The following is a 22718-nucleotide window of genomic DNA, read 5'->3' as shown; positions in this document are numbered from 1 at the left end:
CATTTCCGGACAAATAGGGGACACCATGAATGTCCCCCAATACCAATACATACCGATTTCCATCCGGAAATTGGATTGGCGCAGAGGGCCATTCCGGAGTCGGCTTGACAGAATCGTGTTTCCGGACGCAAATCAGGCCATGCCGGGGAAAGACGTTGGGAAGCGATGTCCGAGCCGGTGAGCAGACGCCGTCGGTCATCCGTGCCGGGGGCGTTCAGGGTACCGCCTCGACCGGCGGCAGGACAGGGCGCGCCATGTTGATGACAAAGGCCGTGGGCCGGGGGGCGGCGGCTCGCAAATACGACATCCTCACCGCCCTCGGTGCGCATGCGCTCGCCGGCGGCCGGACCGAGCAGGTGCTTGCCCTGCGGCTGATGACGCTGATCACCGCGCGCTACAACTGGGGTCGCGACGAGCTCGCCGTCGGTCAGCGCGAGATCGCCCGGCTCTGGTCCGTCGACGAGCGCACCGTCAAGCGCGAGATGGCCAAGCTGCGGGGCAGGGGATGGCTCGAGCTGATCCGTGCCGGCGCGCGCGGCCGCGTCGCGGAATACCGGCTCGGCATCGAGAGGCTGCTCGCCGACACGCGGCCCGAATGGGACCGCGTCGGCCCCGACTTCGCGCACCGGCTCGAAGGCTCCGAGGATGAGGGCAAGGTGGTGCCGCTGCCGATCAGGGGAGAAGTCCCGCCGCCCGACCTGTCGGCCGGGACCGAATGGGCCCTGGCCCAGGCGGTGCTCCATGCCGAGGCCCCCGGGCCCTACGCGTCGTGGCTCAGGGCGCTGGAGCGCGCCGGACGATCGGGCGGGCGGCTGACACTCGTCGCGCCGTCCCGGTTTCACGCCGCCTATGTGCAGACACACCTTGCGACGCGGCTGCTCGCGGCCTGCCGATCGGTGGACGAGGATATCACCGAGGTGGCGGTGATCGCCGCGAGCTGAGCCTCAGATGATCAGCGCGATCACTGTCAGCACCACCGCCGTTCCGACCGTCACGGCGATCAGGATGGTGCGGTTGCTGGCCTCGCGCGCGGACAGCTTCGACGTCGCGCTCACCGGGCGCGGGGCCTCGGCCCCCTTGGGTGCCTGACCGCGCGCGGGGTTATCGGTCTCGGCATCCTGGGCGCGCTTGACCTGAGCTTCGGTGTTGGGAAACCCCGAGGCCTCGTCATCCGTACCGAGCGGCGAGGCCGCGGGATCGGGAAAGCCTTTCTTGTCGCCGGCCTCGCCCTCGTCGATGTCGTGGCGCAGACGGTCGGTGCTATGCGGTGTCTCGGCCATGTCGCGGCTCCTTGAAAATGTCACCGCTCAACAGGAGGCGAGGCAGCGCGGTTCCTCAGAGCCTGAGCCGCAGGCCGCTCGCGGGCCATGGCGGTATGGCGGTGCGCGGGATCGACAGATCCTGCGGCGGCGCGTCGAACCCGCTCTCGAGCAGCAGCGCCGTCGCCTCGGACAGCAACGCCGCGGTCAGGGCCTCGCCGGGGCACCGATGCCCGACCCGCATCGAGCCGCCGCCCTGCGGCACGAAACCGCCCAAGGTGGCGGGCGCGCCGAGATGCCGGCGCGGATCGAACCGCCCGGCCTGGGCCCAGGCCGCCGGGTGGCGGTTGCTGCCATAAAGATCGAGCAGCAGCCAGTCGCCGGGGGCGAAGCGGTGGCCCTCATGCGAGAACGGCTCGATCACCCGGCCGCCGATCACGGGAAAGAATGGGTAGAGGCGGCGCACCTCGTCGCCCCAGGCGCGCAGCCCGATCTCGTCGGGCACGAGAGCGGCGCGGGCCTCGGGATGGCTCACCATCGCATGGGCGGAGAAGACGACGTAGCGCCCGACCGCCACGATCGGTCGCAGCAGGTTCAAGAGCTCGATCGCCGCCACCTCGCGGGGCAGGGCGATGCCATCGGGTCCGCGATACCGGGCCACGCGGTCGAGCGGCGTCCCGGGGTCCGGTGCGCCGGACCGCGCGGCGCGGATCTGCTCCCGGGCCCAGGCCTCGGCCCGGCGTCGCAGCGCGCGGGCGCGCAGATGGCCGGGACCGATACGCGCCGCGCCCGAAATCATCGCGGTCAGTTCCTCGCAGCGCCGTTGCGGCGCGTTTTCGGCCGGATCGATCCCGCACCAGCGCAGCGCGACGCGGGTAAGGATCGGCCCGACCTCGTCGGCGAGCACGATCTCCCGCGCGCGCCAGCCGGACGAGGCGGCCTGCCATTCCTCGCGCAGCATCCGCCGTGCCATGCGCAGCCGCTCATCGGCCATCAGTGACAGGAACAGCAGGCGGCGACAGCGATGCGCCACGCCGTCCAGTGTCTGGACCGATCCCTTGTCCTGCAGCAGGGCCAGAACGCCGCCCGGCATGGCGCCGCGCCGCGAAAGTCGCCCCGGCACGTAGAAGGCCCGCGCCGCGGCCGGGCCGCGCAGGCAGGTCACCGGCCGCAGCATGATACGGGTCCGGAACCCGTCGGTGCCGAGCCTGTCGCAGCGCCGCGACACGAAATCATATCCCTCTCTCAGGAACGACAGGGTGCTGTCGACCGAAACGAGGCGGGGGAGAGAGCGGTCTCGCATGGTGACGAAAAAACCGTGGCTCGATGCGCGGGGTTCCGCGCCCTCCGGGCGCCGGGCGGAACCCCGCCATCCGACAGCGGTTGTCCGCCGAGAGCTGTAATATCGCCTGATGGGTGCCGGTGGCGAGGCGAGGGCCGATGGCCAGGGCCAATGGCGAGGGAAGGACCGAACATGACCGACCGCAAGGAAACCCAGCAGCGCGAGGAGCTGCCGCATTACGAGCATCCCTCGGGCGGTTGGGGCTCGCTGCAGAGCGTCGCCAAGCACATGGGTCAGGAGCGGCCCGATCCCGGTGTGATCGAGACGCTGCGCCGCCAGAACAAGCCCGGCGGCCACATGTGCACCTCCTGCGCCTGGACCAAGCCGCCGAACCCGCATATCGCCGAGTTCTGCGAGAACGGCGCCAAGGCGACGCTGTGGGACCTGACGCGCGACCGCTGCACGCCCGAGTTCTTCGCGCGCCACACCGTGTCCGAACTGCGGACGTGGTCGGATTACGATCTCGAGATCCAGGGCAGGCTGACGCATCCGATGCGCTACGACCCGGCCAGCGACAGGTATGTCGAGACCACGTGGGACGAGGCCTTTGCCGGGATCGGCGCGAAGCTGGCCGAGATCCGCGCGAAGGATCCGAAATCGGTGGTGTTCTACGCCTCCGGCCGCGCCAGCCTCGAAACCTCCTATCTCTGGGCGCTGCTCGCCCGGCTCTATGGCAACAACAACCTGCCGGACAGCTCCAACATGTGCCACGAGACCACCAGCGTCGGTCTCAAGAAGGTCACCGGCAGCCCGGTCGGCACCTGCGTGCTGTCGGATTTCGATCATTGCGACATGATCATCTTCATGGGGCAGAACACCGGCACCAACTCGCCGCGCTTCCTGCATCCCCTGCGCGCCGCCAAGAAACGCGGCTGCAAGATCGTCACCTTCAACCCGGTGCGCGAGGCCGGTCTCGTCACCTTCCGCGACCCGCAGAACCCGGTCGAGATGCTGGCGGGCAAGGAGACGGTGATCTCGGACCGCTACCTGCAGCTCAAGCCCGGCGGCGACGTGGCGGTGCTGGCGGGCCTGTGCAAGCGCGTCTTCGAGATCGATAACGAGCAGGGCGGCGGCGTCATCGACCGGACCTTCGTCGCGCAGCACACCTCGGGCTGGCCCGACTTCGAGAAGAAGATCCGCGAGATCGACTGGGCCGATATCGAGCGCGTGTCGGGTCTGCGCCGCGAGGATCTGGCCGAGATCGGCGAGATGTACTGCAACTCCGAGAAGGTGATCGGCATCTACGGCATGGGGCTGACCCAGCACGTGCATGGCAGCCTCAACATCGCAATGTATGTCAACCTGCTGCTGATGCGCGGCAATATCGGTCGCGAAGGGGCGGGGATCTCACCGGTGCGCGGCCATTCGAACGTGCAGGGCCAGCGCACGGTCGGCATCTCGGAAAAGCCCGAGCTGGTGCCGCTCGACAAGATCGACGAGCTGTTCGGCTTCAAGAGCCCGCGCGACGAGGGCACCACCACGGTCGAGGCGGTGCAGGGCATCCTCGACGGCTCCATCAAGGGCTTCGTGTCGCTGGGGGGCAATTTCGCCCGGGCGATCCCGGATCAGGGCCGCACCGACCCCGCATGGAAGGACCTGGAGATCAACGTCCAGATCGCGACCAAGCTCAATCGCAGCCACACCCTGGTCGGCAAGGAGGCCTGGCTGCTGCCCTGCCTCGTGCGCTCTGAGATGGACATGCAGGCGACCGGGCCGCAGGCGGTGTCGATGGAGGACAGCCTGTCGATGATCCATGGCAGCCAGGGCAGGCGGGAGCCCGCCTCGAAGATGCTGCGCTCGGAGCCCTTCATCGTTGCGGGGATCGCCAAGGCGACATTACCGCCGAACCCCAAGGTGAAATGGGACGACTGGGTCGGCGACTACGCCCTCGTGCGCGATCTGATCGAGGAGACCTATCCCGACAAGTTCACCGACTTCAACGAGCGGCTGTTCACGGCGGGCGGCTTCTACAAGGGCAACCCGGCGCGCGAGCGGCACTGGAAGACCGAGACCGGCAAGGCGATCTTCACCGCGCCCGAGACGCTCTCGGCGCTGGGGCAGGTGCCGGGGCCGGACAGCTACACCCTCGTCACGGTGCGCTCGAACGACCAGTTCAACACCACGATCTACGGCTTCGACGACCGGCTGCGCGGGCTCAAGACCGACCGGCACGTGGTGATGATGAACCCCGAGATGATCGCCAGGGCGGGTCTCAGGGAAGGGCAGGAGGTGACGCTCTCCTGCGCCATCGAGGATGGCGAGACGCGCGAGGTCGGCGGGCTCAGGGTCATCGCCTACGACCTGCCCGACGACACGGTGCTGACCTATTATCCCGAAACCAACCCGCTGATCCCGCTCGACTACCATGACGAGCTGTCGAAGACCCCGGCCTACAAGGGCGTGCCGGTCCGCATCAGGGCCTGACGTCGGCCGGGGCTCAGCCCTCGGTCGTGAAGGAGACCGTGCCGTCCGAGATCCGGGCCGCCGTTAGGCGGCCCGTCGCCCATGCGCCGGTATCGATGGCGATCCGCCCATCCTCCACGAACGGCGCCGCCTGAACCACGTGGCCATGCACCACCCAGAGCCCGTCGCGGCGGGGCAGGGTGGCGAATTTGGGATGCCCCCAGAGCAGGGTCTGCGCCGCCTGCCGACCCGGCGGGTGATCGGGGTCGAGCCCAGCATGGGCCGCCACGAGATTGCCGCTGCTCCAGAGCAGCGGCGCCGCGCGCAGCCAGTCCAGCATCGGCCCCAGCGCTGCGGCGAGTTCCGCGGCGGCGCGCGCGGCCTCGCCCGGCAGTTCGAGATCGGGGGGCGCCACGCCAAAGCTCGCCAGCGTGGCGGTGCCGCCATTGTGCAGCCATGGCGCGGCCTTGCGCTGTGGCGCGTCGAGAAAGTCGAGCATCATCTGCTCGTGATTGCCGCGCAGGCAGATCACCCGGTCATGTCGCCAGTGATGCAGCAGCCGCAGCACCCCGGCGCTGTCGGGGCCGCGATCGATCATGTCGCCGAGGATCACGATCGGCGCGAGGGCGTCGCGCCGCGCGATGCGACGCAGCAGCGGCGCCAGCAGGTCGCGGCGGCCATGCACGTCGCCGATCGCATGGACCGTCGTCGTCGGGGCAACGGGGCCGCCTTTGAAACGGCGTCCGGTCAGGGCTGGCAACAGGGACATGCCCATTCGATAGCGCGCCGCGCCTCGATGCGCCACAGGCCCGGCGTTTGGCCAGACACCTTGGCCGGGCGCGCGCCATCACTCAGCCCAGAACCAGACCGCCGGCGATCAGGGCCAGTTGCAGCAGGATCCGACCCACGCGAAAGCCGCTGCGACGAGACAGGGGGTGGGCGGCGGCAACCGCCAGAAGCGACAGGAAGACGAGTTGTGTGATGCTTACGCCATTCGCCGCCAATACGATCACGAGCGGCGCCCAGAGGATCGTGATGGCCACCACTGCCCAGCGGCCCGCGCCAGCTAAGATGGCGACCTCGCTCTCCGTGGCCGGTTCCTCCCAGAAGGCGCGATCGGCCGCGTTCCAAGCGCCGGAGAGCGCGCCGACCAGGATAACGACCGACAGCCAGATCGGGCCGATCCGGGTGGTGTCGTCCAGGATCATGAGCACGAGCGCGAACTGAACGCATTGCCCGAACCCCATGCACCAACGGGTCAGCGGCTTCGGGGCTCCGGCCCTGTCGGCGGCGATGGCGCCGCGCGAGAGGTCCCTGACGACTAGCAGCGAAGCGAACGTGAAGCTCATTCGTGAGAGCACGACCGATCCAGGCAGATCGCTCATCGCGGCCAAATGCGCACCGATCAAGGCGGCGACCGCCGAGCTGAGCAGGAGCTCGACGATCAGGGGCCGTTGTTCCGCGAGGTCCGAGAACCATGCCATCCGCCACATCGCCTCGCTCGTATCCCAGCTCTCTATATGCAACCTATAGGAGAGCTTCGCGAGGCGTGGCAACGGGTTTCGCAGGGTCGGTCCGCGCGTGGGGCCCGTCTCAGTCGCGGCTCACCAGCTTGTTGAAGCGGCTCGCCGCGCCGTCGGCGGCCCGATCCTGGTGCAGGAAGGCCAGTTTGCTTTCCTCGAAGATCGCGAACCAGTCGTCCCAGTCGATCCGCTCCAGCCCCTCGGCGCTGGGTTCGAAATCGATCCTGAGAATGCCGCCCTCGCCCTTGTCGGCGGTATCCGACACCCGGGCGGGATGGCCGCCCCGGGCCTCGCACCATTCGCGGATCTCGTCGTGGTCGGTGGTGGTCTTCGCGTCGCTCATCTTGTGCTCCTATCGGAAACCTTCGTTCCCCAACGCGGCGGCGGAGCCGCGGTTTCGCGTTCCGATGTCGCCAAACCGCGCCGGAGCGGCGCGCGCGTGCTGGCATCAGGGGGCGGAGCGCGCGACAAGCGGTGCCAGCCCAAGACGAGAGATGCCATGACCACCCATATCCTGACGCTCACCTGTCGCAACCGCCCCGGCATCGTCGCCGCCGTCGCCACCGCGCTCGCCGAGACCGGCGGCGACATCACCGAGGCGCGGCAGTTCGACGACACGCTCACCGGCACCTTCTTCATGCGTGTGGCGTTCCGACTGCCGCAGGAGGTCGGCGGCGACGGCGCCTTCCGCGCCAAGATGGACGGCATCGGCACCGCTTTCGGCATGCAGTGGACGCTGAACCCGCAGGATTATCGGCAGAAGGTGCTGATCCTCGTCTCCAAGTTCGATCATTGCCTCGCGGACCTGCTCTACCGCCAGCGCATCGGCGAGATGCCGATGGATCTCGTCGCGGTGGCGGGCAACCATCCGCAGAGCGCGCTGTCGGTGCGGCTGCCCGAGGAGGTGCCCTATCACCACCTGCCGATCACCAAGGAGACCAAGCCGCAGCAGGAAGCCGAGATCCGGGCGCTGGTCGAGGAGACGGGGGCCGAGCTGGTGGTGCTGGCGCGCTACATGCAGATCCTCAGCGACGAGATGTCGGCCTGGCTCTCGGGGCGCTGCATCAACATCCACCATTCCTTCCTGCCCGGCTTCAAGGGCGCCAAGCCCTATCATCAGGCGCATGCGCGCGGGGTGAAGATGATCGGCGCCACGGCGCATTACGTGACCGAGGATCTCGACGAGGGGCCGATCATCAGCCAGGACGTGGAGCACGTGACCCATGCGGACACGCCCGACGACCTCGTCGCCAAGGGCCGCGACATCGAGCGGCGGGTGCTGGCGCGGGCCGTGGCGCTGCATCTCGACCGGCGCGTGCTGGTGAATGGCGGCCGCACCGTGGTGTTCGGCAAGTAGCGCTCAGTCGGCGGCCCCGGCTTCGCCCGGGGCGCCGAGCTGCGCGTCGACGCCGTCGTAATCGGTCTCGTCCGAGAGGCCGAGCGCGATCCAGCGCAGCGCCGGGACATGGGCGCAGGCGACCATCACCACCATGGTGATCGGCACCGCGAGGATCGCGCCCGCCACGCCCCAGACCCAGCCCCAGAACAAGAGCGCCGAGAGGATGACCAGCGCCGAGATCGAGAGGTGCCGGCCCTGCACGCGCGGATCCACGTAGTTGCCCATCACCTGTTCGATCACCAGAAGCCCCGCGCCGATCATCACCGCGGTCCAGGGGTCGCGGGTGGCGAAGGCATAGACCACCGGCAGGATGCCCGAGATCAGCGAGCCGATCGAGGGCACGAAGTTCAGAACGAAGGTCAGCAGGGCCCAGACGATCAGCAGGTCGAGCCCGAAGATCCAGAGCCAGCCCGTGTAGAGCAGCGCCGTGACGATGCCCAGAACGAAGCGGACCGCGAGGTAGCGGCGTACCTTCTTCGCCACCAGTTCCACCGCGCCCGCGACCTCGCGGCGCTTTTCCGGGCGCGTCGCGGCGTCGAGCTTGGCATGCCAGCGCGGCGCCTCGATCAGCATCAGCAGCGTCAGGAAGAAGATCAGCACCAGCGCCAACGCGATGCCGGAAATGGTCGAGACCACGGTGGTGGCGAGCCCCGAGGCGCGCTCGATCAAGGTGCCGCCGAGCCCGCCGCCACCGGCGAGGCTGCCGATCTGCTCGACCAGCCCGTCGGCGGCACCGCCACCGCCCTGCGCCGGGTCCGGCCTGTCGGTCGGGTTGAGCCCGGCGCCCGGTGTCGCCTGGATCGCGCTTTCGACCGCCGCCCCGGTGGCGCCCGCCGCCGCCTCACCGGCCGCTTCGCCGGACTCGTCCCCGGCGTCATCGCTGCCGGCGGCATCTGGCGTCTCTCCGGATGACTCGCCCGAGAGCTGCTCCATCGCCTCGGTCGCCTGCTCGGCCGGAAACCGCGTCAGGAATTGCTGCGCCGACATCCACAACACGCCGATGAAGACCGCAATCGCCGTGGCGAGCAGCGTCATCGCCGCGAGATGACCGACCCAGCGCCGCCCCCCCGCGATCCGCGCCGCCCAGCCATCGACCGGTGCCAGCAGCAGCGCGAGGAAGAAGGCGAAGGCGATCGGCAGGAAGACGGGCTGCATCGCATGCAGCGCCCAACCGACGAGGACCAGCGCCACGAGGCCGAGCATACCGAGTGCCGGGTGGGCAAGGCGGTAGGGCTTGTCCAGCTCCGCGGCCGGTTCGCTCAACTGCTCAGGCCCCCTGTCCGACATGCAGCGACAGCCCCCCGTCGATGGTGAAGGTCTGGCCGGTGACATAATCGGCCTCGGGCGAGGCGAGATAGACCGCGAGATGCGCGACCTCCTCGGGCTTGCCGGCGCGCCGCCACGGGATGTTGCGCACCTGTCTTTGCAGCTGCTCGGGGTCGTCCATCGCCTCCTGGTTCATCGCCGTCAGGATCATCCCCGGCGCGATGTTGTTGACCGCGATCCGGTCGGGCGCGAGTTCGAGGCAGAGCGTGCGTGTGAGGTTGCGCAACCCGCCCTTTGCGGCGTCATAGGCGGCGGAGCCGATGCGCGGGATCTCCTCGTGCACCGAGGAGATGTTGACGATACGGCCGCCGCCGCCCACCGCGCGTCGGGCATGGATAAAGGCGCGGCAGCACAGGAACGGGCCGAAAAGGTCGGTCTTGAGCATCTTCTCCCAGCTCTCGTCCGACATCTCGGCCACCTCGTCGCCGGGCGCGTCCATCCCGGCGCAGTTGACGAGGATGTCGGGCGCGCCGAAGGCGTCGGAGGCGGCGGCAAAGAGCCGCTGTACGTCTTCGGGGCTGGTGTGGTCGCATTGCACCGTCACCGCCGCGCGGCCCGCATCGCGCACCGAATTGGCGGTGTCCTCGGCGTCGTCGGCGGCCTCGAGATAGGCCAGAACCAGATCGGCGCCCTCGCGGGCGAAGGCGATGGCGGTCGCCCGGCCAATCCCGGATTCAGCGCCGGTGACGATGGCGATCCTGTCCTGCAGCCGTTCGGTCATGTGCCCCTCGCTCAAGCTCGGGGCACAGGCCATCCGGGCCCCGTCAGGGGGGCAACTGCCCGCGCCGATCAGGGTTCCGGAAACCGCTCGCGGGTTCAGCCCCGGGCGTAGACGTCCTCGTATCTGACGATGTCGTCCTCGCCGACATAGGCGCCGGTCTGCACCTCGATGAGGACCATCGGCACCTTGCCGGGGTTCTCCATGCGGTGGACCGCGCCGAGCGGGATGTAGACCGACTGGTTCTCGGTCACGAGCTTCACCTCGTCGTCGATGGTGACCCGCGCGGTGCCCTCGACCACGATCCAGTGCTCGGAGCGGTGGTGGTGGCTCTGCAGGCTGAGCGAGGCGCCGGGATGGACGAGGATCCGCTTCACCTGGAACCGGCCGCCGACCACGAGGCTTTCGAACCAGCCCCAGGGGCGGTGGTCCTTGGGGAAGGCGGTGGCCTGCATCGCCTGCTTGGCCTTCAGCGCCTCGACCGCCTTCTTCACGTCCTGGGCGCGGCGCATGTCGGCCACCAGCACCGCGTCGTTCATCGCGATCGCCATGACGTTCTCGAGCCCGATGCCGACGATCTCCAGCCGGTCGCTCTCGGAGCGCAAGAGCGTATCGCGGCAGTCGATCGCGGTGGCGCCTTCGGAGGTGACGACGCCGCTCTCGTCGGGGCCGCTCTCGCGCCAGACCGCGTCCCAGCCGCCCAAGTCAGACCAGGCCGCCTGGTAGGGCACGACCGAGAGGTTCGGCGCCTTCTCCATCACCGCGTAGTCGATCGAGATGTCGGGGGCGCCGGCCCAGGAGGCCGGGTCGAGCCGCAGGAAGCCCAGATCGGTCTTCGCCTGCGCCAGCGCCGCCTCGACGGGCCCGAGGATCTCGGGCGCGTGCTCGCGGAAGGCCGCGACCATGTCGGCGGCGCGGGCCATGAAGATGCCGGCGTTCCACAGGAAGTTGCCCGAGGCCAGCATGTCCTCGGCGCGGCCCGCATCGGGCTTTTCGACGAAGCGGGTCAGCGGCTGCGGCGCGCCGTCGCCGACCGGGCCTTCGAGCTCGAGATAGCCGTAGCCGGTCTCGGCATGGGTCGGCGCGATGCCGAAGGTGACGAGACGGCCCTCGGAGACCGGCCCGAGGCCGCGCGCCACGGCGGCATGGAAGGACGCCGCGTCGGGCACCACGTGATCGGAGGGCGCGACCAGCATCACTGCCTCGGGGTTCTCGGCCACCAGATGCAGCGCCGCGGCGAGGATCGCGGGGGCGGTGTTGCGTCCCTCGGGCTCGATCAGCACCGCGCCGGGATCGATGCCGGCGAGGCCGAGCTGCTCGGTGACGATGAAGCGGAAATCGGAATTGGTGAGCACCAGCGGCGCCGCGAAGCCCAAGGCCTCATCCGGCCCGAGCCCGCGCCCGTGCAGCCGCCGGGCCGAGGCCTGGAACAGCGTCTCTTCGCCCATCAGCGGCACGAACTGCTTGGGATAGCTCTTGCGCGAGAGCGGCCAGAGCCGCGTGCCGGAGCCGCCGCAGAGAAGAACCGGGGTGATGTCACTCATATCGATTACCATGATAAATTACTGTCCACTGCAATTTCGCCTTCAGGTAGAATCCCGACTGGCGTACGCCGCCTTATCGGCGTCTTGGGCGAACTCCTACCGTCAATCCATCCTCTCTGAAAAGACCTCTTGGCCGGCTTTTCGCCCATCGGGCCGGGGCGGGGGCCGATCCTGCACCGATCCCGGGCGGCGCTGGACATTATCGCGCCACCGCAGCATCACTTCGGGGCATCACGGGAGGGTTGTTTATGCGCGCGGCGATAGGTCGGTATTTCGCTTGGTCGTTCGGTGTCACGATACTGGGTCTCGTGCTGGCGGTCTGGCTGGGCTGGCGGCAGGGCGGAGCCGCCGGCGCGCTGTCCTTCGGGATCATCGCCACCGTGCTGGCGGTGCTGGAAATCTCGCTCTCCTTCGACAATGCCATCGTCAACGCCAACAAGCTTGACACCATGTCCGAGGTCTGGCGCCGGCGCTTCCTCACATGGGGCATCCTGATCGCGGTGTTCGGCATGCGCATCGTCTTTCCGCTCGCGGTGGTGGTGGTCGCCGCCGGGGTCGGTCCGTGGGAGGCGGTGCGCCTCGCCGCCGCCGAGCCCGCCGAATACGCGCGGATCATGGAAGAGGCGCATCTGTCGATCACCGCCTTCGGCGGCACCTTCCTGATGATGGTCGCGCTCTCCTTCTTCATCGATGAGAGCAAGGAGGTCGACTGGTTCGGCGGTCTCGAACGGCGGTTGCGGCGCGCCGCCGGCGTGCAGGGACTGCAGGTCGGGCTGGTGCTCGTGGTGCTGGTCAGCTTCGCGGCGGTGCTCGACCCGGTCGATACCGGCACCTTCCTGTTCTCGGCGCTTCTGGGGCTTCTGAGCTTTCTGGCGCTCGACATGCTGGGCAACTGGCTCGATGCCGAGGACGAGGTGGGGGCGGCGGCCCGCGCCGGGGGCCTGGGCGCATTCCTCTATCTCGAGGTGCTCGATGCGAGCTTTTCCTTCGACGGGGTGATCGGCGCCTTCGCGGTGACCAAGAACCTGTTCCTGATCGCCATCGGTCTCGGAATCGGCGCGATGTATGTGCGCTCCATGACGATCATGCTGGTCGAGAAGCGCACCCTGACCGAGTTCCGCTACCTCGAACACGGGGCGTTCTACTCAATCCTCGTGCTGTCGGTGCTGATGTTCGCCCAGACGCTGGTGCATGTGCCCGAGGCGATCACCGGCCTTCTCGGCGCGGCATTGATCGGGGTCGCCCTATGGTCCTCGATCCGCCACAATCGCGCGCAGGAGATCCGCGAGGCCTGACCGGTCCCCGGAAACGCGAAGGGGTTCCCGCTCGGGAACCCCTTCGTTCGTCTTAGACCCCAGTTCAGTCGCGGCGCTTGGGAGCGTCGAAGCCGCCCTTGCGGGCTGCGGGCTTGCCGGCCTTTGTCCCGTTCTTGGCGCCGGTGGGCGGGGTGAAGCGGCGCGAGGTGTCGGCGGCACCGCGCGGCTTCGACGGGCCCTCGGGCTTGCCGGGACGAGGGCCGGGCTTGGCACCGGGTTTGAAGGGCTTGCCGCCCGGCTTGCCGCCGGACTTGCCGCCGCGCTCGGAGACCGCGCCATCGCGGCTGCGGTCGAACGGCTTGGCGTCCTTCTTCTTCCACGGCTTGTCGCCGGTCTCGCCGTCGCGCTTCTTCCACGGCTTGCCTTCGGGTTTGCCGCCACCGGCTTCGGGCTTCTTCCAGGATTTGTCGCCACGCGGCTTGTCGCCCGCAGGCTTGTCCGCGCGCGGCTTGCGCGGCGGGCGGCTGTCCTCCGGCGCGGGGGCGGCCGGGGCTGCGGGGGCCGTGGCCTCGGGGGCGGGGCGCGGCGCATGCTCGGGACGGGGCCCGCGATCGGGCCGGTCACTATGCTCGGGGCGGGGGCCACGTTCGGGTCGCTGCCCGCGCTCGGGTCGTTGCCCGCGTTCGGGCCGCTGCCCGCGCTCGGGCCGGGGGACGCGCGACAGGTCCGGCGCCGCGTCGAGCGCGGTCATCTTCAGGCCCTCTTCGGGCGACATGTCCGGGCCGATCGCCCGCAGGAAGCCGGGCACCGAGGCTTCGGCGATCTCCACGAAGGTCTCGGTCCCCTGGATCCGGATCGCGCCGATCGCGTCCTTGGAGATGTCGCCGGCGCGGCACAGCAGCGGCAGCAGCCAGCGCGCCTCGGCCCGCTCGTTGCGGCCGACGGAGAGCGAGAACCACTTGCCGGGGCCGAAGCTCTCGGCAGGGCGCTTCTGCGGCTTGGCATCGGGCGCCTGCAGCTCCTCGGGCGCCGAACGGCGGGCGCGGTAGAGCGCCAGATAGGCCGCCGCGATGGTCTCGGGCGCGTGCCGGTCGAGCAGCTTGGCGGCGAAGACCTTGGCATCCTCGGTCACTTCGGCGTTCCAGACCGGATCGTCGAGCAGCCGCGCCTCGTCGGCGGCGAGGATGTCCTCGGCCGAGGGCGGCACGGTCCAATCGGCCGAGAGCTTGGCGAAGCTCAGCAGCCGCTCGGCCTTCTTGCGCAGCTTCATCGGCACGATCAGCGCGCTGACGCCCTTGCGCCCGGCGCGGCCGGTGCGGCCCGAGCGGTGCAGCAGCGTCTCGGCGTTCGAGGGCAGCTCGGCATGGATGACCAGTTCGAGATCGGGCAGGTCGATGCCGCGCGCCGCCACGTCGGTCGCCACGCAGATCCGGGCCCGGCCGTCGCGCATCGCCTGGAGCGCATGGGTGCGCTCGTTCTGGGTCAGCTCGCCCGAGAGCGAAACCACCGAGAAGCCACGGTTCGACAGCCGCGCGGTGAGGCGGGCCACGGTGGCGCGGGTATTGGCGAAGACGATCGCGTTGGTGGCGTCCTGATGGCGCAGCGTGTTGATGATCGCCGCCTCCTCGTCGCCCTGCGCCACCTGCAGCGCCCTGTAGGAGATGTCGGCGTGCTGGCCGCCCTTGGTGGCGACGACGACGCGCTCGGCGTCGTTCTGGAAATCCTGCGCCAGCTTGGCGATGGCCGGCGGCACCGTGGCCGAGAAGAGCAGCGTCCGGCGCGCCTCGGGGCAGGCCGAGAGAATGAATTCGAGATCCTCGCGGAAGCCGAGATCGAGCATCTCGTCGGCCTCGTCGAGCACCACGGCGCGGATGTCCGACAGGTCGATCGCGCCGCGGCGCACGTAGTCGGCAAGGCGGCCCGGCGTGGCGACGACGATATGCGCGCCCCGGTCGAGCGCGCGGCGCTCGTCGCGGATCTCCATGCCGCCGATCGCCGTGGCGAGGCGGGCGCCGGCACCGCGATAGAGCCAGTCCAGCTCGCGCATCACCTGGCTCGCCAGTTCGCGGGTCGGCGCGATGGCCAGCGCCACGGGGGCGGCGGCGCGGCCGAGCTGGCCGTTCTCGTCGAGGATGGTCGGGCCGATGGCGAGGCCGAAGCCCACGGTCTTGCCGGAGCCAGTCTGCGCCGAGACCAGCAGGTCGCGCTCGGCAAGCTCCGCTGCGGTGACGGCCTCCTGCACAGGAGTGAGCGTGTCGTAGCCGCGCGCATCGAGCGCGTCCCTGAGGGTCTGCATCATAGGTAAGAAATGTCCGTTGGTCCAAGATCGGCAATAGCCGGGAGCCGCGCCGGATCGCGCGGTGTCAGACCAAGCCTCATAGACGGATCATGCGGCGCTGTATAGCGCCAATAGCGCCCGGCCTAGCGGAACAGGAAGCAATCCACCGGTGCCGCCGGTTCCTCGGGGCGGTTGGCGGCCTCGACGGGGGCTGCCTGGGGGAGCGGCACGGGTTTCGGCAGCCGGGCCCGCGCGACGGACAGGCTCTTCCTGCGGCCGGGCTTCGGGGTCACCAGCGCCACCTTCGGCATGGCGGGGAGGGGCGTGGGGCGGGGCTTTGAGCGGCGCGCGCAAAGCAGATCGGCGGCAACGGCCTCGATATGGACGCTCTCCGAATCCTTCGCCGAATAGCAGATCGCCGATTGAGCTGACATGTCCTTCTCCCTGCCCTCTGCCGCGACATCATCTTTTTAGGCTCGAAGCCGGTGATGTTTGGCCGCCGGCATGTCGGGCCGGCTGGAGTTCTGGATCGGGTTTTCGCCGTTTCGTTGCAAGCGCGGGGCTTGAAGACCGGCGGAAACATGCCCGACGCATCCCGGAGCGCAACAACCCTAGGGAGATCTTGAAACAAAGGGCCGCGCCAGCGGCGCGGCCCCGAAACTTTTCGTCGGAATAACGACTTACCTAGGGTCACTCACCCGGCACGGCGCTCATGCCCGCATCCGACTCACGGTAGTGATGCTTCTCGCGTACCGGGCGCATCATCAGGTTGGCGAAGAAGGCCACGACCAGCAGCGCCGCCATCACGTACATCGTGGTGTTGTAAAGGCTCGAGGTCGGATCGACCGTGCCCGCGGGCGCGATCTCCATCAGCCGCGCGATGGTGACGGTCTTGGCCGCGACCAGCTGGTCGAGCTGGTCGAGACCGGCGCCGAACTTCTCGGCGAAGGTGGCCGGATCGACCTTGGCGGCAAGATCGGTGATCGCCGAGTTCACCGACATGTCGCGCAGGCTGGTGATCAGCAGCGGCCCGAGCACGCCCGCCGTCGACCATGCCGTCAGCAGACGCCCATGGATGCCGCCCACATGCATGGTGCCGAACATGTCCGCCAGATAGGCCGGGATCGTCGCGAAGCCGCCGCCATACATCGTGAAGATGATCATGGTCGCGACGTAGAAGCCGATCAGCCAGATGATCGAGGGATCGGACGCCGTGGCCGAGGCGAAGAACGGGATCGACATGTAGAGCGCCGCGCCCAGTACGAAGAAGATCGTGTAGGTGGTCTTGCGGCCGATATAGTCCGAGGTCGAGGCCCAGAAGAAGCGGCCCACCATGTTGAAGACCGAGATCATCAGCACGTAGGTCGAGGCGAAGGCCGCCGTCACGATCAGCGGCATCGAGGTGCCGTAGATCTCGCTCATCATCGTCTTGGCCACGCCGATCACGCCGATGCCGGCGGTGACGTTGAAGCACAGCATCAGCCAGAGCTGCCAGAACTGCGGTGTCTTCATCGCCTGGTCGATATGCACGTTCGAGCGGGTGATCATCCCGGCCGAGGCCGATTCCGGCTTCGGCTGCCAGCCCTCGGGCTTCCAGTCCTTGGGCGGCACGCGGAAGCCGAAGGCGGCGATGATCATCACCACGAAATAGCCGATCCCGAGCGTCAGGAATGTCGCAGCGGCGCCGGTATCGCCGGTGCCCACCGCGTAGAGACCGTTGGCGACGACGCCGTCGATCTGGCCGGCCTGCGCGGCGGTGGCGCTGACCGCCTCGATCAGCTGGCCGTTCTGCTCGACGAAGAGCCGGCCATTCTCGGTGCTGGTGGCGACCTCGCCAGTCATGCCGAGGAAGGTCGGCGCCTCGGAATAGAGGCCCAGCAGCCAGGATTTGAGCGGGGTGGCGATGATCGCGCCGCCGCCGAAGCCCATGATCGCCATGCCGGTGGCCATGCCGCGCCGGTCCGGGAACCAGCGGATCAGGGTCGAGACCGGCGAGACGTAGCCCAGGCCCAGGCCGCAGCCGCCGAGCACGCCATAGCCGAGATAGACCAGCCAGAGCTGGTGCGCGGCGATGCCGAGCGAGCCGATCACGAAGCCGCCGCCCCAGAGGCAGGCGGAGAGCACGCCGACCATGCGCGGCCCGACCTTCTCGAGCCACTTGCCGCCGAAGGCGGCGGCGAGGCCGAGGAACACGATCGCGACCGAGAAGATCCAGACCACCGAGGAGAGCGACCAGTCATCGCCCGCCGGCGCCACGACGCCCAACTCGCGAGTCAGCGGCGGGTTGAAGACCGACCAGGCATAGACCGAACCGATGCACAGGTGGATCGCGATCGAAGCGGGGGGGACCAGCCAGCGGTTGAAACCGGGCTTGGCCACAATGTTGTCCTTGTGAAGGAAGCCGAACGGCCCCTTCGCGTCACTCAAGCTCATGATGTCTCCTCCCAGAGTCGCGGCGCCTGCCCGCCGGGCGGAGCCGTCATGGCGGCGATGCTTGCGGCGCACATCTGAAGCTGTCAAGAAAAATACATATTTGAAACAATGACTTAGATGGACATTCTGTCGGATTTTGACGCCTGTGGGGGTCAGGAAGTGGACATTTTGTCCTCCGGCCCCGTGCCCCGTGGTCGCGGCGCGGTCAGCCGGTCCCAGTAGCGGGTCACACCGCCGGGAGGCGGATCGTGAAGCGGCTGCCCCGGCCGGGTTCGCTCTCGGCGAGGATGGTGCCGCCGGCCTGGGTCACGAGGGTCTGGCTGATCGACAGGCCAAGCCCGGTGCCGCGGCTGCGCTTGGTGGTGAAGAACGGATCGAAGATGCGCGCCAGCACCTCCGGCGCGATGCCGGGCCCGGTATCGGCGACCTCGATCTCGACCCAGTCGCGCCCCTCGTGCCGCGCCTCGCGGCTGGCGATCCGCAACATCCCGCCTTCCGGCATGGCATGCGCGGCATTGACCACGAGGTTGATCAGCACCTGGGTCAGCTCGCCGCGATCAATGGCGACGCGGGCCTCCGGCGACAGGTCGGTCTCGATTTCGAGATGGCCCGCGCCCGGCTGGTGCCGCGCGAGTGCCAGCGCGTCGCGCACTGCCTCGCCCGCCTCCAGCATCTCGCCGGAGGGCGCGTAATCGCCGGGGCGCGCGAATTGCAGGAGCTTCGACACCATGGCCGAGATCCGGTGCACCTGCGCATCGATCAGGTCGAACTCGGTCTTCACCTCGCGCGCCGCCTCCGGCGGAAGCGTCTCGCGCGCGACGTCGAGATTGCCCTGGATCACCGCCACGGGGTTGTTGATCTCATGCGCGACGCTGGCGGTGATCTCGCCCACGGCGGCGAGCTTTTCCGACAGCACCAGCTGCCGCGTCGCCTGTTCGAGCCGGTCCTTGGCCTCGCGCAGGTCGCGGGTGCGCGCCTCGACCTCGCGCTCCAGCTCGGCGGCCCAGTCGCGCAGCCGCGCGTCGCGCTCCTGCACCTGGTCGAGCAGCGTATCGAGATGGCCCGCGACCTGGCCGATCTCGTCCGGGCCCTGCAGATGGATGCGCGCGCGCAGATCCCCCGCCTCGACCCGGGCCATGGTCTGGGTCATCCGCTCCAGCGGCAGGAAGATCCGCCCCGCCCATCGCAGGAACAGCGGCACGGTGATCGCCAGCACCGCCAGCAGCGACAGCGCCACCCATAACAGCGAATTGGCCCGCGCCGCCGAGAAGGGCGCTTCGAGAAAGCCGACATAGAGCATGCCCACGGCGTCGCCGTGGCTGTCGCGGATCGGCTCATAGGCCGAAACGTACCAGTCATTGACCACGAAGGCGCGGTCGAGCCATGTCTCGCCGCGCTCCAGCACACGCTCGGACACAGCCTCCGAGACCCTCGTGCCGAGCGCCCGGACATTCTCGAACAATCGCACGTTGGTGGAGACCCGCACATCGCCCAGAAACAGCGTCGCGGTGCCGCGGCTGCCCTCGGGCAGGGAGCGGTCGCGGTAGACGAGGTCGTTGATCGTGTCGATGAAGCCGAGATTGCGGTTGAGCAGCACGCCCCCCACCAGCGCCGCGCGGCCACCCCCCGCCAGCGTCACCGGCGCCGCCGCGTGGATCATCATGCCGCGATCCTCGCGGTCGCGCTCGGTCGGGCGCGCGGCGGCGGTGGGCACCAGCGGGATCGCCGCGCGCGTGGCCAGATCCGGCGACAACGCGGCGAGCGTGGCCGGGGCGAACAGGTCGACCGCGCTCATCGCCCGTCCCTCCAGCGCCGACGCGATCACCGGCCAGTCCTCGGCCGGCAGGATCGCGTCGAAACGCGAAATGCCGCCGGGCCGGGCGAGGAACAGGAAATCGAAGCCGAGCGCGTCGCGGCGCTCGGCGAGGAAGCCCTGCGCCGAGGGCTCGCGCGCGATCGCCGCCGCGAACTCGGTCGAAGCGCCGAGCGCGTCGAGCCGCTCGGCCGCGTTCTCAAGAAGCCGTCCGAGATACTGGTCGGCGATGGTCAGGTCGGAGTTCACCTTGACGATCAGAAGCTCGTCGAGCCGGTCCGACCAGCGCAGCACGATCACCCCGATGAAGAGCGGCAGCAGCACCAGCACCGGCAGGAGCGCGATCGCCAGCAGCCGCGCCCGCACCGACCGGGCGAAAAGTGCGAAGGGGCGCAGCGTCACAGCCCCCAGGCGGCGCATTTGCGATCGATGGTCTTGCGGCTGACGCCGAGCCGCCGCGCCGCCTCGGCGCGGTTGCCGCCCGTGGCCTCCAGCGCCGAGAGGATCTCGCGGCGCTCCACATCGTCGAGTGGCTCGATCGGGCTGCTGGGCGGCGGGCTGAGCTGCTCGAACGGAAAACGGCCGAAGATCAGCGCCCGTTCGACGAAATTGCGCAGCTCGCGGATATTGCCGGGCCAGTCATGGCGCAGGATCGCGGCGCGGACGGGCGCGTCGATCTCGACCCGGGGCAGGCCGAGCTGGGACGACAGCTCGTCGACGAAGAGCTGGGCGAGATCGACCGTGTCGGCGCCGCGCCGCCGCAGCGGCGGCATGTTGATCTCGAGCACGTTGACCCGGAACCACAGATCCTCGCGGAAACGGCCTGCCGCGACCTCCTCGGGCAGGGTCTTCGAGGTGGCGAAGACGAGGCGGATATCGAGCGGCCGCTCGCGCTCGCTGCCGACGGGGCGCACGGTGCGGTGCTCCAGAACCCGCCGCAGCGCGGTCTGCGCCGAAGCCGAAAGCTCGCCGATCTCGTCGAGGAAGACGGTGCCGCCCTGCGCCGAGACGAGCAGCCCCTCGCGCGGGGCGTCGGCGCCGGGAAAGGCGCCGCGGGTATGGCCGAACAGCTCGATCTCCAGCATGTCGGCCGGGATCGCGGCGCAATTGACCGGCACGAAGGGCCCCGCGGCGCGATCCGACAGCCCGTGCAGATGCCGCGCCGCCACCTCCTTGCCGGTGCCGCTCTCGCCGGTGAGCAGCACCGGCGAAGGGACGCGGGCGACGCGTTCGAGCATCCGCCGCACCTCATCGATCTGCGGCGAGGCGCCGATCAGACGGGTGCGGCGCGACCGGCCCGGGTCGCCGGTGGCCAGCTCATGGCGCAAGAGCGCGTTCTCGCGGCGCATCGCGGCCAGCTCGACGCAGCGGCGCACGGCGTTCAGAAGCTGGTTCGACCGGAACGGCTTGAGCACGAAATCCACCGCGCCCGCGCGCATCGCCTCGATCGCGGTGTCGAGATCGGCGAAGGCGGTCATGATGATCGTGTCGCTCTGGCTGCCGCGCCGCCGCTGCTCCGCCAGCCATTCCAGCCCCGAACGCCCCGGCATCCGGTTGTCGAGGATCACCACGTCGAAAAGCTGCTGCGCGGTGAGCGCCTCGGCCGCCTCGGCGCTGTCGGCCTCGGCCACCTCGCGGCAATGCGGCGCCAGCGTCTTCACGAGGAAATTGCGCATCCCCGGCTCGTCATCGACGACGAGCAGCCGCGCGCCGGCCAGCCGCGCGGTCAGGCGTGCCGCCTCCGCATCGTCCTCAGCGATCCTGTCCAACTGCCGATCCTCCCCGGGGGGCGATCATCGGGCCTCCGCCCCCGGAGATCAATCCGGCACGCGGGGGGCGAGGGGCCGCCTGCGCGCCCTTGCCGCGAGGTCCCGGTAGGTCGGATCGTGCTCCCGCGATGCGCGTGCTCGAATTCCCTGCGAAGGTGCGGCCGATTCGTGCCGTGGCGGCATGCATTGCCAAGCATGGACCGGGAGCGGACATCCCGAGAAAGAAGGGGGGCGGTCGTCGCTTCTGGCCCGGTATCGGCCAGCTGGGGGCGTTATTCTCTGAGTTGTCTTGAAAATCATAAAATCCCCATTTAGTTGCGCACCCCAATGGCGGTTGCCGCTGCAACTGGCAGCTGAAAAAGCCCGATGACAAACCGGCCGTGCCGCGGTGCGGCGGGGTTGCGGGGCGCGGCCGGGCCGGGCAAGTCTGCCGGTGGTTTTCGAGTGATGACGGTTTGAAGGGTGACGATGATGAGCATGATCCACAGGCGACCGACGGACCGGACGGCATGAGCGAGACGCGCCGGGTCGCGATCATCCATTACTGGCTCGTGGGGATGCGCGGCGGCGAGAGGGTGATCGAATCCCTGTGCCGGATGTTCCCCGGGGCCGACATCTTCACCCATGTCGCCGAGCCCTCGAAGCTCAGCGCCACGCTGACGCGGCACCGCATCACCGAAAGCCGCATCGCCCGGCTGCCGATGGCGCGCCGGCACTACCAGAAATACCTGCCGCTGATGCCGCGCGCGCTCGAGGAGATCGACCTGTCGGGCTACGATCTGGTGATCTCGTCCGAGGCCGGGCCGGCCAAGGGCGTGATCGCGCCGCCCGACGCGCCGCATCTGTGCTACTGCCATTCGCCGATGCGCTACTTGTGGGACCAGTACCACGTCTATCGCGACGGGGCCGGGCGGGTGACGCGGGCGATGATGCCGCTGCTGGCGCCGTCGCTGCGGCAATGGGACGTCATCAGCGCCGCGCGCGTCGACGGCTTCGCGGCCAATTCGAACCACGTGGCGGACCGGATCCGCAAGTATTGGCGCCGCGAGGCCGAGGTGGTGGCGCCGCCGGTCGCGGTGCAGGATTTCGCGCCCGCAAGGCCCGGCGAACTGGGCGATTTCTACCTCTGGGCGGGCGAGCTGGCCCCCTACAAGCGGCCCGATCTGGCGATCGAGGCGTTCCGACGGCTCGACAAGCCCTTGGTGGTGATCGGCGGGCCCGACAGCACGGTGGCGCGGCTCAAATCCATGGCCGGACCGCGCACGCATTTTCTGGGCAAGGCGCCGTTCGAGGTGCTGAAAAACCATCTCGCGCGCTGCCGGGCGCTGATCTTTCCGGGCGAGGAGGATTTCGGCATCGTGCCGATCGAGGCCATGGCCTCGGGCCGGCCGGTGATCGCCTATGGCCGCGGCGGCATCCTCGACTCGGTGGTCGAGGGCGAAACCGGGCTGTTCTTTCGCGAGCAGAGCGTCGAGGCGCTGGTCGAGGCGGTCGAGCGGTTCGAGGCCTCCGGGCTGGCCGATGCCGGGCCCGAGGCCTGCGTCGCGCGCGCCGGGCATTTCACCGAAGAGGCCTTCCAGCAGGGAATCCGGCGCAGCCTCGCGGCCATCGGCGCCTGACCGGACCCCGGCCGGGGACCATGCCGTGCTCCCCTG

The 22718-nt window shown here is 69.1% G+C and carries 18 protein-coding genes; 5 read left to right on the top strand and 13 right to left on the bottom strand.

Going from position 1 to position 22718, the window contains the following annotated elements; genetic code table 11:
- Positions 1-254 precede the first annotated feature (254 nt).
- Positions 255-941 (top strand): hypothetical protein, encoded by a 687-nt coding sequence (locus ACRAQ3_RS18060; RefSeq protein WP_432256674.1) that lies wholly within the window; start codon positions 255-257, stop codon positions 939-941.
- Between the two features lie 3 nt (positions 942-944).
- Here ACRAQ3_RS18060 and ACRAQ3_RS18055 read toward each other — a convergent pair whose 3' ends face one another.
- Entirely contained in the window at positions 945-1280 is a 336-nt protein-coding gene (locus tag ACRAQ3_RS18055) for a hypothetical protein (protein WP_432256673.1), read from the bottom strand.
- A 55-nt stretch (positions 1281-1335) separates the two neighbouring features.
- A complete protein-coding gene (locus ACRAQ3_RS18050) occupies positions 1336-2562 on the bottom strand; it encodes a cytochrome P450 (RefSeq protein WP_432256672.1) in 1227 nt (408 codons plus the stop codon).
- Between the two features lie 171 nt (positions 2563-2733).
- Between ACRAQ3_RS18050 and ACRAQ3_RS18045 the strand changes: the two genes are divergently transcribed.
- Positions 2734-5025, top strand: a complete 2292-nt coding sequence (locus ACRAQ3_RS18045) for an FdhF/YdeP family oxidoreductase (protein WP_432256671.1) — start codon at positions 2734-2736, stop codon at positions 5023-5025.
- A 13-nt stretch (positions 5026-5038) separates the two neighbouring features.
- Here ACRAQ3_RS18045 and ACRAQ3_RS18040 read toward each other — a convergent pair whose 3' ends face one another.
- From ACRAQ3_RS18040 to ACRAQ3_RS18030, 3 genes are all read right to left on the bottom strand, one after another.
- Positions 5039-5773: a metallophosphoesterase gene (locus ACRAQ3_RS18040; RefSeq protein WP_269396860.1), complete on the bottom strand. Its 735-nt coding sequence runs from the start codon at positions 5771-5773 to the stop codon at positions 5039-5041.
- Between the two features lie 82 nt (positions 5774-5855).
- Complete coding sequence (locus ACRAQ3_RS18035) at positions 5856-6488, bottom strand: hypothetical protein (RefSeq protein WP_432256670.1); 633 nt, start codon at positions 6486-6488, stop codon at positions 5856-5858.
- 109 nt (positions 6489-6597) lie between these two features.
- Positions 6598-6870, bottom strand: a complete 273-nt coding sequence (locus ACRAQ3_RS18030) for a hypothetical protein (RefSeq protein ID WP_269396862.1) — start codon at positions 6868-6870, stop codon at positions 6598-6600.
- Between the two features lie 156 nt (positions 6871-7026).
- Here ACRAQ3_RS18030 and purU point away from each other — a divergent pair, with 156 nt between their 5' ends.
- Positions 7027-7884, top strand: coding sequence for a formyltetrahydrofolate deformylase (purU, locus tag ACRAQ3_RS18025; RefSeq protein ID WP_085897538.1), 858 nt, complete (start codon positions 7027-7029; stop codon positions 7882-7884).
- Positions 7885-7887: 3 nt separating this feature from the next.
- On the opposite strand, the gene ACRAQ3_RS18020 is transcribed toward purU, so the two are convergent.
- From ACRAQ3_RS18020 to ACRAQ3_RS18010, 3 genes are all read right to left on the bottom strand, one after another.
- The gene (locus tag ACRAQ3_RS18020) at positions 7888-9189 is read right to left on the bottom strand and encodes an AI-2E family transporter (protein WP_432256669.1); all 1302 of its coding nucleotides are present in this window, start codon (positions 9187-9189) and stop codon (positions 7888-7890) included.
- 4 nt (positions 9190-9193) lie between these two features.
- Positions 9194-9973, bottom strand: coding sequence for an SDR family NAD(P)-dependent oxidoreductase (locus tag ACRAQ3_RS18015; RefSeq protein WP_269396865.1), 780 nt, complete (start codon positions 9971-9973; stop codon positions 9194-9196).
- Positions 9974-10068: 95 nt separating this feature from the next.
- The gene (locus ACRAQ3_RS18010; RefSeq protein ID WP_432256668.1) at positions 10069-11514 is read right to left on the bottom strand and encodes a mannose-1-phosphate guanylyltransferase/mannose-6-phosphate isomerase; all 1446 of its coding nucleotides are present in this window, start codon (positions 11512-11514) and stop codon (positions 10069-10071) included.
- 248 nt (positions 11515-11762) lie between these two features.
- On the opposite strand from ACRAQ3_RS18010, the gene ACRAQ3_RS18005 reads away from it, so the two are divergent.
- Positions 11763-12809 carry a DUF475 domain-containing protein gene (locus ACRAQ3_RS18005; protein WP_432256667.1) on the top strand — a complete coding sequence of 349 codons (1047 nt, stop codon included), beginning with the start codon at positions 11763-11765 and terminating at the stop codon, positions 12807-12809.
- 64 nt (positions 12810-12873) lie between these two features.
- On the opposite strand, the gene ACRAQ3_RS18000 is transcribed toward ACRAQ3_RS18005, so the two are convergent.
- The 5 genes from ACRAQ3_RS18000 to ACRAQ3_RS17980 all read right to left on the bottom strand — a co-directional run bounded on the left by ACRAQ3_RS18000 (position 12874) and on the right by ACRAQ3_RS17980 (position 21063).
- Positions 12874-15069, bottom strand: a complete 2196-nt coding sequence (locus tag ACRAQ3_RS18000; protein ID WP_432256666.1) for a DEAD/DEAH box helicase — start codon at positions 15067-15069, stop codon at positions 12874-12876.
- 122 nt (positions 15070-15191) lie between these two features.
- Entirely contained in the window at positions 15192-15482 is a 291-nt protein-coding gene (locus ACRAQ3_RS17995) for a hypothetical protein (protein WP_432256665.1), read from the bottom strand.
- A gap of 256 nt (positions 15483-15738) precedes the next feature.
- The gene (locus tag ACRAQ3_RS17990; RefSeq protein WP_432256664.1) at positions 15739-17481 is read right to left on the bottom strand and encodes an OFA family MFS transporter; all 1743 of its coding nucleotides are present in this window, start codon (positions 17479-17481) and stop codon (positions 15739-15741) included.
- A 226-nt stretch (positions 17482-17707) separates the two neighbouring features.
- Positions 17708-19696 carry a sensor histidine kinase gene (locus ACRAQ3_RS17985; RefSeq protein WP_432256663.1) on the bottom strand — a complete coding sequence of 663 codons (1989 nt, stop codon included), beginning with the start codon at positions 19694-19696 and terminating at the stop codon, positions 17708-17710.
- Complete coding sequence (locus tag ACRAQ3_RS17980; protein ID WP_269396872.1) at positions 19693-21063, bottom strand: sigma-54-dependent transcriptional regulator; 1371 nt, start codon at positions 21061-21063, stop codon at positions 19693-19695. Before ACRAQ3_RS17980 ends, ACRAQ3_RS17985 begins: the two co-directional genes overlap by 4 nt.
- A 509-nt stretch (positions 21064-21572) precedes the next feature.
- Here ACRAQ3_RS17980 and ACRAQ3_RS17975 point away from each other — a divergent pair.
- Positions 21573-22682: a glycosyltransferase gene (locus ACRAQ3_RS17975; protein WP_432256662.1), complete on the top strand. Its 1110-nt coding sequence runs from the start codon at positions 21573-21575 to the stop codon at positions 22680-22682.
- Positions 22683-22718: the final 36 nt, after the last annotated feature.

This window comes from Limimaricola sp. AA108-03 (assembly GCF_050847355.1).
Classification (GTDB): domain Bacteria; phylum Pseudomonadota; class Alphaproteobacteria; order Rhodobacterales; family Rhodobacteraceae; genus Limimaricola.
This window is presented reverse-complemented; position numbering and strand designations above follow the sequence as displayed.

Coding starts and splice junctions, on each gene's coding strand:
- ACRAQ3_RS18055 (WP_432256673.1), bottom strand. CDS start 1,280: ATGGCCGAGACACCGCATAGCACCGACCGTCTGCGCCACGACATCGAC.
- ACRAQ3_RS18000 (WP_432256666.1), bottom strand. CDS start 15,069: ATGATGCAGACCCTCAGGGACGCGCTCGATGCGCGCGGCTACGACACG.
- ACRAQ3_RS18005 (WP_432256667.1), top strand. CDS start 11,763: ATGCGCGCGGCGATAGGTCGGTATTTCGCTTGGTCGTTCGGTGTCACG.
- ACRAQ3_RS18010 (WP_432256668.1), bottom strand. CDS start 11,514: ATGAGTGACATCACCCCGGTTCTTCTCTGCGGCGGCTCCGGCACGCGG.
- ACRAQ3_RS18050 (WP_432256672.1), bottom strand. CDS start 2,562: ATGCGAGACCGCTCTCTCCCCCGCCTCGTTTCGGTCGACAGCACCCTG.
- ACRAQ3_RS18045 (WP_432256671.1), top strand. CDS start 2,734: ATGACCGACCGCAAGGAAACCCAGCAGCGCGAGGAGCTGCCGCATTAC.
- ACRAQ3_RS18040 (WP_269396860.1), bottom strand. CDS start 5,773: ATGTCCCTGTTGCCAGCCCTGACCGGACGCCGTTTCAAAGGCGGCCCC.
- ACRAQ3_RS17995 (WP_432256665.1), bottom strand. CDS start 15,482: ATGTCAGCTCAATCGGCGATCTGCTATTCGGCGAAGGATTCGGAGAGC.
- ACRAQ3_RS18030 (WP_269396862.1), bottom strand. CDS start 6,870: ATGAGCGACGCGAAGACCACCACCGACCACGACGAGATCCGCGAATGG.
- ACRAQ3_RS18060 (WP_432256674.1), top strand. CDS start 255: ATGTTGATGACAAAGGCCGTGGGCCGGGGGGCGGCGGCTCGCAAATAC.
- ACRAQ3_RS18035 (WP_432256670.1), bottom strand. CDS start 6,488: ATGGCATGGTTCTCGGACCTCGCGGAACAACGGCCCCTGATCGTCGAG.
- ACRAQ3_RS17990 (WP_432256664.1), bottom strand. CDS start 17,481: ATGAGCTTGAGTGACGCGAAGGGGCCGTTCGGCTTCCTTCACAAGGAC.
- ACRAQ3_RS18015 (WP_269396865.1), bottom strand. CDS start 9,973: ATGACCGAACGGCTGCAGGACAGGATCGCCATCGTCACCGGCGCTGAA.
- ACRAQ3_RS17975 (WP_432256662.1), top strand. CDS start 21,573: ATGAGCGAGACGCGCCGGGTCGCGATCATCCATTACTGGCTCGTGGGG.
- purU (WP_085897538.1), top strand. CDS start 7,027: ATGACCACCCATATCCTGACGCTCACCTGTCGCAACCGCCCCGGCATC.